The organism is Leptotrichia sp. SK-5 (genome assembly GCF_055387215.1).
The window spans coordinates 1,198,213-1,211,052 of record NZ_AP028931.1; the positions used below are offsets into that span (position 1 = coordinate 1,198,213).

Consider the following 12,840-nt stretch of genomic DNA (forward strand, 5'->3'; position numbering starts at 1 on the left):
TATGTAGACAAGTCTAATTTTATAATCTAGCAGAAAGTAAAATTTATGATTATTTAATACTATTTCTCATTTAAATAGTAGAAATCATGAAATTCATAGAATTAAAGCATTTTTTTGACAAGGCTATTAAATTAATTATTATAGAATTTTATTATTATTTTTTAAATGGAATTTAGTATAAATATATAAAAAAATTTGGGAGAGAAAATAATTTAATGAAAAATATTGGAAATATTGAACAATTGGAAAGTACAAAAAACACGGAAAGCTATATTGAAAGGGATATAAAAAATGCGAAGGAAATTCTGGAAAGAATGAATCCTAATCAGAAAATCAATTATCATACGATTTTGACAAAACTGATTTCAGATTGGGAAAATAAGGATATTCGTCCTAAAATATTGATTCATAGTTGCTGTGCGCCTTGCAGTACTTATACGCTGGAATTTTTAACGCAATATGCAGACGTGACCGTTCTGTTTGCAAATAATAATATTCATCCAAAAGCAGAATATGTAAAAAGGGCCTTAGTGCAGGAGGAATTTATTAAGAAATTCAACGAGCGTACTGGAAATAATGTTGGATTTATTGAAGATGAATATAAGCCGATGGATTTTTATAAGGCTGTGAAAGGTCTGGAAAATGAAAAGGAGGGTGGAGCAAGATGTACTGCCTGTTTTCAGATGAGGCTTGACATTGTGGCAAAAAAGGCTCAGGAATTGGGGTTTGACTATTTTGGAAGCGCCTTGACGTTAAGCCCGCATAAGAACAGCCAGCTAATAAACACGTTGGGACTGGAAATTCAGGAAATTTTTGATGTAAAATACTTGCCATCTGACTTTAAGAAAAATAACGGATACAAACGTTCAGTTGATATGTGTGCAGAATATGATGTGTATAGGCAATGTTACTGTGGCTGCGTATTTGCTGCGATGGATCAGGGGATTGATTTGAATGAGTATAAATAGAAAATGGAGAAATTAAAAAAATTGATTTATTAAGAAACAGTGAGAAAATTAAAAATTTGCCTTGAAAAATAAACGAGAATAAGATATAATATACTTGAAAAGGATTAATAAAAGTCAGGTATTAAAAAGTTAGACATGAAGGAGCGAGTAAACCTAAGTCTTCCTGGTTCAGTCAGGTATTAAAAAGTTAGGTCATAATAGGAGCGAGCAAGTCTAAGTCTTCCTGGTTCAGTCAGGTATTAAAAAGTTAGACCATAAAGGAGCGAGCAGTCTAAGTCTTCCTGATTTATTAATCATTAATTTAAAGTATTTTTTAGGCGATATTGTTTTGTATCGCCTTTTTAAATGAAAGGGGAAATTAGATGAATGAAAAGGATAAATTATACTTTATAACATTAACGTCAAATTATTTAAAATATTTAGGAATTTATGAAAATAAAGTTTCATTAAAAGCAAACAGACCATTTATAGGAATAGTTTTTAAGGTAAATAATAAAGAGTATTTTGCACCATTATCTTCTCCAAAAGAAAAACATAAAAGAATGAAAACTAATATAGATTTTTTCAAAATAGATAAAGGTAACTTAGGAATTATTAATTTTAACAATATGATACCTGTTATTAATAATGATTTATGTAGAAATAAATTGGATTTAGAAATGCTAAGTAAGAGTTTAAATACAGACGACATAAAATATTTTAGATTATTAAAAAATCAATTGGAATATTGTGAAAGAAATAAAAATATTATACTTGCAAAAGCTGAAAAGATATATAATATTTTTACAAAAAATCTTGATAAATTAAGTGAATCGCAGAAAAAAATGTATGGAAGAGTAAATAACTTTAAAGTGCTGGAGCATGCTTCAAAAGAATTTGAGAAGGAATACATAACAGAATCGCTTTAAAATCAAATTTAGAAAACAATTAATTTAATAGGCTGATATTAAATTAATTTTGAATAAATAAAAAATATTTAATTGGAAACAAAATAATGGGAACGAGGATTTGGAAAATGAGAATTTTGATAGTAGAAGACGAGAGAATGATAAATGACATTATAGCTAGAACGCTAAGAAAAGAGAATTATAGTGTTGATAGCTGTTTTGATGGGCAAGAGGCGTTAGATTATATTTTTTCTGCAGAATATGATGTGCTGATACTGGATATAATGCTGCCTAAATTGGATGGGTTTGAAGTGTTGAAAAGGATAAGGAATAAGGGGATACAGACGCCAGTATTGTTCCTTACTGCGAGGGAGAGTGTTCAGGACAGGGTAAAAGGGCTGGATTATGGAGCTGATGATTATTTGGTAAAACCATTTGATTTTGAGGAGCTTCTCGCACGTATCCGTGTAATACTTAGAAAAAATAGCATAAAGTCTGATTCAGTAGGAAATATTTTTAAGATAGCCAATCTTACGGTTGACTGCAACATGCATACTGTATTTAGGGATGAAAAGAAAATAAAGTTGTCTCCAAAAGAATTTTCAATATTAGAATATATGATAAGAAACAAAAAAAGAGTTATCTCAAAAGATAAAATTGAACAGCATATTTATGATTTTGACTCTGAAATAAACAGTAATGTAATAGAAGTACATATAAGACTTTTAAGAAAAAAAATTGATACAGATTTTACACCTAAATTAATTCATACTATAAGAGGTGTAGGATATGTCTTGAAGGAAGAAGATGAATAATAAAATTAGTTATAATAAAAAAAGAATTTCAATAAAAACCAAAATTACGTTATGGTATACAAGCATGATAATTATAATTGTGTTGTGCTTTTTGGGAGCTATGTTCTATATCAGTTCTATTGCTGTGAAAAATTCTGTTTATAAAAGGCTTGAAACAACAGTAGAGAAAATAAATAAAAGCATTGAACTTGAAAATGGGGAGTTAATAATTGACAATAATCTTAGCGTAATAACCGATGATATTTTTATTTCAATTTATGATAAAAATCTTAACTTTATATACGGAAATACAGATATTGATTTAGAAGTTTCTCAAAATTCTGATGAAAGCAATAAAGTAAAAATAGTAAAACAGAAAAATTCAAATTCAAAATGGTACGTTTATGATATAAGGAAAAATTTTATCGGACATGGAGAAATATTAATTAGGGGAATTACACCTTTTTCAAGCCTTGAAAAAAATATAGAACTAATTATTTTAATATTTATTATTATATTTCCATTCCTAATAATTGTTTCTATTTTAAGCGGAAAATTTATAACAAAAAAATCTTTTAGCCCAATTGAGCAAATAGTTAAAACGGTTAACAAAATTTCAAGAGGGGATGATCTTTCTCAAAGAATTAATTTACAAAGTGGAGAGAGGGAAATATATGATTTGGCTGAAACTTTTGATCAGATGTTTAATCGCTTGCAGGAGGCATTTGATAGAGAGGCTCAGTTTACATCGGATGTGGCTCACGAATTAAGGACTCCGCTTTCAGCAATTCGTATGCAAAGTGAGTACAGCTTGAAATATTTGAACTTAAATGAAGAATCAGAAGATATATTAAAAAATATTTTGGAAAAATCTAAAAAAATGTCAACATTGATTTCTCAACTACTTATGCTTGCCAGAATGGATAAAAAGAATCAAAAACTTAATATCGAGAATGAGAATTTGAATGAAATTATTCAGTTAGTTATCGAAATCGAAAGTAATTATGCTAAAGAAAAAAATATCAAAATTATTTACGATGAGAAAAATGATATTTTTGCAGATGTTGACAAGGATATGCTTACACGAGTTTTTATAAACCTTATTTCAAATGCAATTACTTATGGAAATGAAAATGGAACAATAAAAATAACTTTAGATAAAATAGAAAATGAATCTGAAAATACTGATTTGCAAAATTCAAAAATACAATGTAAAATTATTGATGACGGAATTGGAATTTCAAGTGAACATATTAATAAAATATGGAATCGGTTTTATCAGGTTGATTCTTCCCGTTCCAGCGATAATTCAGGACTTGGGCTTTCTATTGTGAAATGGATAATAGAAGAGCATAAGGGGACAATTATGGTAGAAAGTGAATTAGGGAAAGGGACAATTTTTACTTTTTATTTGCCTGAAAAAATTTTGTAGCATAAAATTAAAAAAATTATTTTGATTAATATTATAGTAAAACCACTTTAAAACCGAACTCAAAAGATGTGACTATTTAGTCAAACCCTTTGTTTATATAGTTTTTAATAGTTTAATTTTAAATAGGTTAGAGTGTAATAAAGATTTATTTATAGAAAGGAAAAAAATGAAAACATTAAAGAAAAAAGTAAAGCCGTTTCTAATTTTAACGATGATTCCTGCTGTATCTGGCATAAATTTATATTCTTCAGAAATAACGACTGTAACAATAAGAAACAATAGAGTGAAAATAAATTTGGAAAAAGCCAAAAAAATTGTTTTTGAACATTCTAAAGTGCATTCAAATAATGTAAAATTGACAAAACTTATTTTAGAAAAAGAAAATAAAAAATATATTTATGCAATTGAATTTTATTATAAAAATAAAAGATATAGATATAATGTTGATGCAAATACAGGAAAAGTAATCACATATAGTTCTAGTGAAAGACTTGTATCTGATTCTCGTTGGAACATAGGAAACGCTATAACATTGCCACCGAAAGAGGCACCAATAGCAGTGCCGCCAGCACCATCACCAATAGAACAAAAGTCTGAGCCTGATGAATATGCCGATATGGAGAACAAGTTGGAATACAGCAAGAGAAGATACAGCGAGGAAGGTTCTGCTAAGCATGTTGAGAAAGAAAAAAATGTGGAAGAGATGATTTTAGGGAAACTGAAACGAAAAGTTTCTGAAAACCTTGAAAATGCTTCATTTGAAGAAATTATTCTTATAGATGCTGAGAAATCAATTTATAAGGGTACAATAAAAGCCAATTATATAGAGTATAATTTTAAAATTAATTTATCAACAGGTGAAATTCTAAAATGGAAATTAAAAAAATAGAATCTAAAAAAGTAAAAATTTTCAGTTAAATTTAAGGTTAATTTGCTAAGATATACTTGAATCTTTTTAAATTTAAACATATCATAATATTTAAGGAAAGTTTATGATAAGAAAGCAGGGAATTATTATGAAGAAGAAAGTAAGGATTTTATTAGCATTGGTTGTAGCAGGATTAACACTTTATGCTACAAATGGATTTTCTGTACCAGCAATAGAAATGGATTATATTTGTCCAATAGGAAAAGAGAAGTTTAGAAGCATTGATTATTCGCCACAATGCCCAACTAATAAATTTGTAATGTTCAAGAATAAATTTACAAAAGAAGAATTGGAAAAATATGAAAAAATAATAAATTCAAAAGAATACAAGGCTATTCCCCAAAATTTGCCTAAAGAATATTATTTAGGGAGATTTTATGAAATGGCAGGCGGATTTTCAGATAAGGAAATAGGCGAAACGTATTACAAAGCGTATAGAGCGCAAATTAATTGGAATTCTGAAAATATTGATATTTTAAAGGAAAGTTTGACAAAAGGGATAAGTTATCTTGAAAAATCTTTGCCTATGGAAAATAAAAGCGAATTTCCTTGGAGTTTAGCTTATTTATATATTAGTAACAAAGAATTTGATAAAGCAAATGCCTTAGTGGAAAAACAGGATAAGAACGTTCATTTGGAAAGAATAGCAAATTTTTACTACACTCTCTCTGATATAGAAAAATCTCAAATAAACTATTATGGTTATGACTATATGGATTTTAATAAGGAAAGTATTGATAAAAAAACAAAAAAAGAATTTAGAGAAAAAGCGTTGTATTACTTACAGGATGTAATTAAGAAAAATAAAGGACGTTATTCAGAAGAAGAACTTTTTAGACAGGTAAATTTGTATAAATCTTTAGGAAATGAGAGGTCAATTGATGAATTATTTTCCAAAGCACCATCAGAATACTGGAGTTCGATTGTGTCATATTATTTAGACGAGCCTATAGGAAGTATTGGTGATGTCTATGATGAAAAAAAATTAGCGACGGAAGATAATTTGAAAAAAGCACTAAGCTATGCTGACAAATTAGTAAAAATGATTTCTAAAAATAATGGTGCTGATAAAATTCAATATAATCTATCTATAATTTTAAAAGCTGAAACTGAGCGTCGTTTAGGAAAATTTGAAGAAGCATCAAAAACTTTAAGTAAAATAAATATAACGGATATAAAAGATACTATTTACAGATATGATTTTGAAAGACTTAAGGAACTGACAGAGAAAAAAGATAGTGGTGTAAGAGAATACACTCCGTTACCAATTATGTATTAGTGCTATAAATCATAATAAAAACACTAAATTATCATAAACAAACTTAGGAGTAATAAAAAAACTGTATTTGAAATTTTCTTCATTTACAATTTTTTTATTGTATAGTAAAACTTCTTTAAAATAGTACTCAAAAGCTACGACTATTTTTTAAATTTATATAATTTTTAGTAGTTCAATTTTAAATACGCTCAAGTATAATTTAATTTTTTTAAAAATTTTCAGTTAATTTTAAGGTTCATTTGTTAAAATAGATTTATCAAAGGGAAAGGAGAAAAACATGAAAAAATTAGTTTTAACAGGATTACTTGTATTAAGTGCAATGGCATTTGCAGCAAAAATTACTACAACAGGAAAAAGCTGGGAGAAAATTGAAAAAGAAAATAAAGTTCCCGGACAGGAAATCAGCATAATGAATTTTAGCTGGTTGGATAAAAAAGATGGTGTAGAGGGTGTATATAACGCATATAGTTTTAAAATAGGAAAATTAGAATCTGGTAAAAATAATAACTTTTATCTATCATCATATTATGATGAAAAACCTGAAAATGGCCTTCCATTAGTATCAGATTTTAATAATATCAAAAATTTAAACGGTTTTACCATTAAAGAAAGTCTTGATGAAAATTCTGAAGCTTATGTTTCATATTATAAAATAAGAAAAACAGCTGTAAAAGGAATTTATTATATAGACAACTATATTGGTCAAGATGGGAAAAAACATCCTAAATTGTACTTTGGATTTGATGAAAAATCTAGAAAGGTTGTAATTACTGATAAAAATGGTAATATAAAGAATGTATTGGAATATTATCCAGCAGGTTAATTATAAAATTAATATTTAAAAAAAATATAAACGAAAGCAAGGGATAAAAAATGCTAAAAAAAATAGGAATAGCAATGTTAATTATAGCAAGTTTAGGAATTGCAGCTGCAACAAATGAATTAAAACAAATTAAATTCCATAAAACATTTAAAGAAAGTAATCAGGTAAATAAAAACTTAAGCAATGAAGATAAAGAAATAATAAATATAGCAATAAACTTTGCAAATGAATATATACAATTAAAAAACCCTGATGAGTTCGATAAATGGTTTGCAAAAGCTCCAATTACAGAAAAATTTAGAAAGGAATATTTTAGAAAAGAAAAATATATAGATTTAAAGGAAAAAGAATTGTATGCAGTAACAAGTGAATCACCTAAAGAAAAATTAACTCTTGCTGAAAAGAAATTTTTAAAAGAAAATGATGATATTGATTCCTATTATCAGTACGATCCTTTATTAGGATTAGGAATAGGAGATTTAAGACAGGAAAGTGAATTTCTACTGAAGGAATATAATCCTAAATCTAAAATAGTCCGTTTAAAAGATAAGTATGAGGAAGAATTTGTTATTGATGGTAGAAAAGGTTATTTAGGTGGAACAGAAATAGTATTAAAACTTGTAAAACAAAATGGAAAATGGTTAATTGATGAATCAAAAATAAAATAATTTAAGAAAAATAAAGGAGAGCTAATTATGAAAAAAATGTTATTATTTATGATGTTGTTATTATCAGCAATAGTATTTGGAGAAAAAGTTACAAATAAAATTAATTTTGAAATTTCTCCAAAAGAATTGAGAAATATTGTGAAAAGTGAGCCGTTATCAAATTCACATGATGATGGAAGTTATGCTGTTTATTATTATGCAAATGTAGAGGATCCGTTAGGTATAAAAAGACAATTTAACAGTTTTGCTTTTTCTGAAAATAAGCTGTATTCGACAATCTTTGATTCGGCTACAACAGATGAGGAGCATGCAAAAATAATTGAAAGTTATAAAAAAAATATAAGCAAGATTTCTAAAGAAAAAATGAATATAAAAGAGCATAAAGGAGCTTTATTATTATATAATTCAAAAAAAATAATTGAAATATATAGAGTAGTAGACCATACATTTATAAATGTTGCTCTTTATAATGTTGGAAAATTAAACAATAGTTTGAAAAATTATGAATAAATATAAAAAATAAAAAATGAAAGCGAGTGATAAAAATGTTAAAAAAAGTAGGAATAGCTATGTTAATAGTAGCAAGTTTAGGAATGGCGGTTACAAGAAATAAAACAAAAGTAGGTAAAGTTCAAAAAACAGTTAAAGAAAGTAATCAAGCAAATACAAAATTAAATAGTGAGGATAAAGAAGCGATAAATACAGCAATAAACTTTATGAACGAATATATAGAAATTAGAGATCCTGATGAGTTCGATAAATGGCTTGCAAAAGCTCCAATTACAGAAAAATTCAGAAAAGAATACCGAAGAAGAGAAAAATATATAGAATTAAGTCAAAAATCACTTGAAGGAAAATTATCTCCTGCTGATGAGAAATTTTTAAAAGAAAATGACGATATTAATTATGACTATGATGCTTTATTAGGATCAAGAATAATAGATATAAGAGAAGAAAGTGGATTTCAATTGAAAAAATATGATTCTAAGACTAAAACGGTTTATTTAAAAGATAAATACGAGGAAGAATTTGTTGTTAATGGTACGAAAAATTACCAAGGTGGGACAGAAATAATGTTAAAACTCGTAAAACAAAATGGAAAATGGTTAATTGATGAATCAAAATAAATTGGACAAAGAAACAAATGAGATAGTGAAGTAATATATTCATTGAAATAAAAATAGGGATTACTGTAATTTAACGAAATCCCTATTTTTTTATTTATAAATAAAATTTATTAAATCTATTGAATTTATTTAACATTGAAAGTGTTCGGTGATATGTTAAAAATTAAATTTCCAAAAATTCCTTCTCAAATTCATCTTCCGTAAGTACCCGAACGCCCAATTTTTCAGCTTTTTCCAGTTTACTTCCAGCCTTTTCCCCAGCGATTAGAAAATCCAGATTTTTTGAAACTGCTGACAGATAATTTCCGCCTTTGCTCAGGATAATATCTTTTATGTCGTTTCGTTTGTATTTTTGGAGTTTTCCAGTTGCAAGAAAGTTTTTGTCTTTTATTGGATTATCTGCTATTTCTTCTGAATTAGTTTCATCAACGGCAAACTGCAATCCTATATTTTGTAAATCTGTGATAATTTTCCAGTTATTTTCATCATTTAAGAAAGTATTTACAGCAATTGCCACTTTATCGCCAATACCTTTTACAGCCAGTAAATTTTCGATTGACTGATTTTTCAGATTTTCAATATTTTTAAAAGTTTTTGTCAAAAGGTTCGCATTAAATTTTCCAACAAAAGGGATTCCAAGTGCATAGAGAACTTTTGAAAAATCACGATTTTTACTGGACTCAATGCTATTTATCAAGTTGTCTACACTTTTTTGTCCCATTTTTTCCAGATTTTCCAATTCTTCACGGTATTTTTTAAGCGAATAAATATCAACTATTGTTTTTATTTTTCCTAATTCAATAAATTTTTCGACAATTTTGTCACCAAGTCCAGAAATATTCATTGCATCACGGGAAACGAAATAGGCAATTTGACGTTTGACTTTTTCGGGGCAAATTGGATTGTGGCATTTTAAGGCGACAAGTCCTTCTTCGTGTACAAGCTCACTATTGCAGACAGGGCAATTTGTTGGCTCCTGAATTTCAATTTCTTTTCCAGTTCTATCGTCAAACACAACATTTACAACTTGAGGAATAATTTCTGCCGCCTTTTCTACAATGACATTATCGCCAATTTTTATATCTTTTCTGCGAATTTCATCAAAGTTGTGTAAACTTGCTCTTTTCACAACAGAACCTGATAAATTCACAGCTTCAAGTTCAGCGACAGGAGTAATTACACCAGTTCTTCCAACTTGGAAAGTTACGTCCATTAATTTAGTCTTTACTTGTTCAGCGGGAAATTTGTAGGCAATTGCCCATCGTGGGCTTTTAGTTGTGTAGCCAAGCGTTTCGTAAAGTGCAAAATTATTTACTTTTATAACAAGCCCATCTGTTTCGTAATCAAGTTTTTTCCTGTCGTTATGCCATTTATCGATGGATTTTTCCAATTCTTTAAAATCAGTATATTTCTCAAATATTTTTGTTGTTTTAAACCCAAGTTTTTCAATATATTCAATGCTTTCCAAATGAGTATTTATTCCGTAATTCTCAGCATTTACAAGATAATAGAGATAGCAGTCAAGCCCACGTTCTGCAACAATTGTCTTATCCAGCTGTCTTATTGTCCCAGAAGCCGCGTTTCTAGGATTTGCGAAAACATCTTCTCCATCATCTTCCCGTTCTTGATTTATTCGGTTAAAACTAGAAATTGGCAAGATAATTTCTCCACGAACTTCTAATGAAACATTTTTTTTCAATTTTTTAGGAATAGTTGTGATTTCCATAATATTTTCAGTCACATCTTCCCCAACTTGCCCATCTCCCCGTGTTACAGCCTGAACAAGCACTCCATTTTCATAAATCAGGCTTATGCTAAGCCCATCCAGTTTCAATTCCAGAATATACTCTAGCTCCTTTGAATGATCCTTAAGATTTTCAGATAAAATAATTTTTTTGATTCTTTTATCAAAATCCTCAATTTCAGAAATATTATAAGTATTTGACAGACTAAGCATAGGCACCCGATGTCGTACTTTTGAAAATTTTTCACTCGCAGTACCCCCAATTTTTTCAGTAGGTGAACTTTCTCCATTTTTTTCATTTTTCAGTAATTCTGGATATTCCTGTTCAAGCTGTTTTAATTCACGCATTAAAGCGTCGTATTCCATATCCGAAATAAGAGGCTTATCCTCGTTATAATAAAGATTGTTATGATATTCGATTTCATTTCTTAATTTTGTATATTTTTCTTGAATATCAAAAAAACTCATATTTTTTTCATTATCTATATTTTCATTTTCATTATTTTTTTCTTGATTAAATAAATTCACTTTGACTCCTTCAAAAATTAAGTATAATTATTTTAAAGTATATCATTTTTTGGAAAATATTTATAGTGTATAGATAAAAAAACTGCTTCATAAATTGTATAGATGTCAAACATTTGTTACAAAAATATATTAAAAAAAATATTTCTTTCCTAATATATCTTTAACCTACTGATTTTCCTTGTACTCTTTTAATACTTCATTTGGACTCTTAAAGCCTAGTACTTTTCTTGATATGTTGTTGTATCTTGTATTGTATTTCCTTATTGCCCTTAACAGTTCTTCCTTGCTTTTAAATTTCTTGTCCCCATAGTACTTGCTGTCAAGCCTGTGGCTTCTTTCCACTTTTCCATTCTCCCATGGCGAATATGGACGGGTTGTCACGTACTCTATCCCCTTCTCCTCCAGTTTCAGCTCAAACAGTGTTTTCTTATCACTTTCAGAATTTGTGAACTCTTTCCCGTTGTCTGTCTGAACTTTCTTTATGTCAAATCCCAGCTCCTTTTCCAAGTTCTCTAGAAACTTTGCAGTCTGATAGGTACTTTTTTCATCTGCTATTCTTAACACTCTTTTTCTTGTATATTCATCTAATGCCGTTATTTGATAATACTTCTGGTCACGTGTACCAAACTGTATGCATTCTTCCGGAACATATTTTATGTCTATCTGTACTCTTTCCCCAGGGTACTTAGCCTGTTCAACCTTCTTTTTTCTTTTATGTAGCTTTTTAAGCTTTTCTTTGGCATTACCCTTCATTTTCCTTATTATCTTGCACATTGAATCGTATGTACGGCCGTAGCCTTCATTTCTTGCTTTGACATAAACTTCTGCCAGCCCTTCATAGCCAAATTTCCTGTATTTTTTCATAACCAGTTCTATTTCTTCTTGCGTGTGCTGGTTTGGGTGGCTTTTAGGTCTTCTGCTTTTTGGTAGAAGAGATTGGACTGTGCCGTCGTATCTGTCTCTCCAACGTTTTATCTGCTGACGTGATGTCTTATACTTCACTGCTGCCTTTGAATTATTATTATGTTTTATTGCATACTCAATTGCCCGTTGACGAACACGGTATATTTCTGATATACTACTCATATGAAAGGTTTCTCCTTAATGTGGTTTGGTAGATTTACATTAATATCAGAAACCTTTCTTTTTTTGTATATTCTTGTCACATATGTATTATCTCACAACAATAGATAAAAAAACTGCTTCATAAATGATAAAGTTCATGAAACAGTTTAATCATTAAGTATAAAATTATACTAACCCCCTTTTGAAAATAGGAATAAATTTTTATAATAAAGTTGTTTGATAATTAATTCATAATCATTCAACTAAATTATTTTTTATTATTTTTTGGACATTTTATTAATAAATATTTTTTCATATTACTATGTTTTTTCTTTTTTATTTTCGTAGGATTACTCATTACCGCAAAACCTTATCTTGCAGTAAAAGTTTATCCTAATAATTAAAATTGTGGCAAGATTGCTACGCAATAACCTATGGCTAGTCTACGACATTTTTCTGAACTGCCAAAAAACTCGCTATGCTCAAACAGTTTTGCCAGCACAGAAAAATGCTCCGACGGATTAATTTATACTAGAATCTGTTTAAAAAATAAAAATTATGTTTTAATCATTTGAAAATATTAAGTTTTATCCTTTA

General features: G+C 28.5%; 12 protein-coding genes. 10 read left to right on the top strand and 2 right to left on the bottom strand.

Annotated features, from left to right (window positions below; genetic code table 11):
• The first annotated feature begins 215 nt into the window (after positions 1–215).
• From ACZ5B9_RS06055 to ACZ5B9_RS06100, 10 genes are all read left to right on the top strand, one after another.
• On the top strand, positions 216–968 hold the full coding sequence (locus tag ACZ5B9_RS06055) for an epoxyqueuosine reductase QueH (protein WP_464423786.1): 753 nt from the start codon (positions 216–218) through the stop codon (positions 966–968).
• Between the two features lie 362 nt (positions 969–1,330).
• Positions 1,331–1,876, top strand: coding sequence for a type III toxin-antitoxin system ToxN/AbiQ family toxin (locus ACZ5B9_RS06060; RefSeq protein ID WP_464423787.1), 546 nt, complete (start codon positions 1,331–1,333; stop codon positions 1,874–1,876).
• Positions 1,877–1,983: 107 nt separating this feature from the next.
• On the top strand, positions 1,984–2,670 hold the full coding sequence (locus tag ACZ5B9_RS06065) for a response regulator transcription factor (protein ID WP_464423788.1): 687 nt from the start codon (positions 1,984–1,986) through the stop codon (positions 2,668–2,670).
• A complete protein-coding gene (locus ACZ5B9_RS06070; protein WP_464423789.1) occupies positions 2,663–4,081 on the top strand; it encodes a HAMP domain-containing sensor histidine kinase in 1,419 nt (472 codons plus the stop codon). Before ACZ5B9_RS06065 ends, ACZ5B9_RS06070 begins: the two co-directional genes overlap by 8 nt.
• Before the next feature lie 166 nt (positions 4,082–4,247).
• Positions 4,248–4,970 carry a PepSY domain-containing protein gene (locus ACZ5B9_RS06075; RefSeq protein WP_464423790.1) on the top strand — a complete coding sequence of 241 codons (723 nt, stop codon included), beginning with the start codon at positions 4,248–4,250 and terminating at the stop codon, positions 4,968–4,970.
• 103 nt (positions 4,971–5,073) lie between these two features.
• Entirely contained in the window at positions 5,074–6,288 is a 1,215-nt protein-coding gene (locus tag ACZ5B9_RS06080; protein ID WP_464423791.1) for a hypothetical protein, read from the top strand.
• Positions 6,289–6,565: 277 nt separating this feature from the next.
• Positions 6,566–7,111 (top strand): hypothetical protein, encoded by a 546-nt coding sequence (locus ACZ5B9_RS06085; RefSeq protein WP_464423792.1) that lies wholly within the window; start codon positions 6,566–6,568, stop codon positions 7,109–7,111.
• Between the two features lie 50 nt (positions 7,112–7,161).
• Complete coding sequence (locus tag ACZ5B9_RS06090; protein ID WP_464423793.1) at positions 7,162–7,779, top strand: hypothetical protein; 618 nt, start codon at positions 7,162–7,164, stop codon at positions 7,777–7,779.
• A 27-nt stretch (positions 7,780–7,806) separates the two neighbouring features.
• Complete coding sequence (locus tag ACZ5B9_RS06095; RefSeq protein WP_464423794.1) at positions 7,807–8,289, top strand: hypothetical protein; 483 nt, start codon at positions 7,807–7,809, stop codon at positions 8,287–8,289.
• Between the two features lie 35 nt (positions 8,290–8,324).
• Positions 8,325–8,906 (top strand): hypothetical protein, encoded by a 582-nt coding sequence (locus tag ACZ5B9_RS06100; RefSeq protein WP_464423795.1) that lies wholly within the window; start codon positions 8,325–8,327, stop codon positions 8,904–8,906.
• Positions 8,907–9,069: 163 nt separating this feature from the next.
• Here the strand turns inward: ACZ5B9_RS06100 and ligA are convergent, their stop codons facing one another.
• Positions 9,070–11,178 (bottom strand): NAD-dependent DNA ligase LigA, encoded by a 2,109-nt coding sequence (gene ligA / locus ACZ5B9_RS06105; protein WP_464423796.1) that lies wholly within the window; start codon positions 11,176–11,178, stop codon positions 9,070–9,072.
• 165 nt (positions 11,179–11,343) lie between these two features.
• Positions 11,344–12,264, bottom strand: a complete 921-nt coding sequence (locus ACZ5B9_RS06110; protein ID WP_464422627.1) for a DDE-type integrase/transposase/recombinase — start codon at positions 12,262–12,264, stop codon at positions 11,344–11,346.
• Between the last annotated feature and the right edge of the window lie 576 nt (positions 12,265–12,840).

Bases quoted from the DNA above. Each gene is read 5' to 3' on its own strand.
- ACZ5B9_RS06055 (WP_464423786.1), top strand. From the start codon at position 216: ATGAAAAATATTGGAAATATTGAACAATTGGAAAGTACAAAAAACACG.
- ACZ5B9_RS06080 (WP_464423791.1), top strand. From the start codon at position 5,074: ATGATAAGAAAGCAGGGAATTATTATGAAGAAGAAAGTAAGGATTTTA.
- ACZ5B9_RS06090 (WP_464423793.1), top strand. From the start codon at position 7,162: ATGCTAAAAAAAATAGGAATAGCAATGTTAATTATAGCAAGTTTAGGA.
- ACZ5B9_RS06070 (WP_464423789.1), top strand. From the start codon at position 2,663: ATGAATAATAAAATTAGTTATAATAAAAAAAGAATTTCAATAAAAACC.
- ACZ5B9_RS06060 (WP_464423787.1), top strand. From the start codon at position 1,331: ATGAATGAAAAGGATAAATTATACTTTATAACATTAACGTCAAATTAT.
- ACZ5B9_RS06075 (WP_464423790.1), top strand. From the start codon at position 4,248: ATGAAAACATTAAAGAAAAAAGTAAAGCCGTTTCTAATTTTAACGATG.
- ACZ5B9_RS06085 (WP_464423792.1), top strand. From the start codon at position 6,566: ATGAAAAAATTAGTTTTAACAGGATTACTTGTATTAAGTGCAATGGCA.
- ACZ5B9_RS06110 (WP_464422627.1), bottom strand. From the start codon at position 12,264: ATGAGTAGTATATCAGAAATATACCGTGTTCGTCAACGGGCAATTGAG.
- ACZ5B9_RS06095 (WP_464423794.1), top strand. From the start codon at position 7,807: ATGAAAAAAATGTTATTATTTATGATGTTGTTATTATCAGCAATAGTA.
- ACZ5B9_RS06100 (WP_464423795.1), top strand. From the start codon at position 8,325: ATGTTAAAAAAAGTAGGAATAGCTATGTTAATAGTAGCAAGTTTAGGA.
- ACZ5B9_RS06065 (WP_464423788.1), top strand. From the start codon at position 1,984: ATGAGAATTTTGATAGTAGAAGACGAGAGAATGATAAATGACATTATA.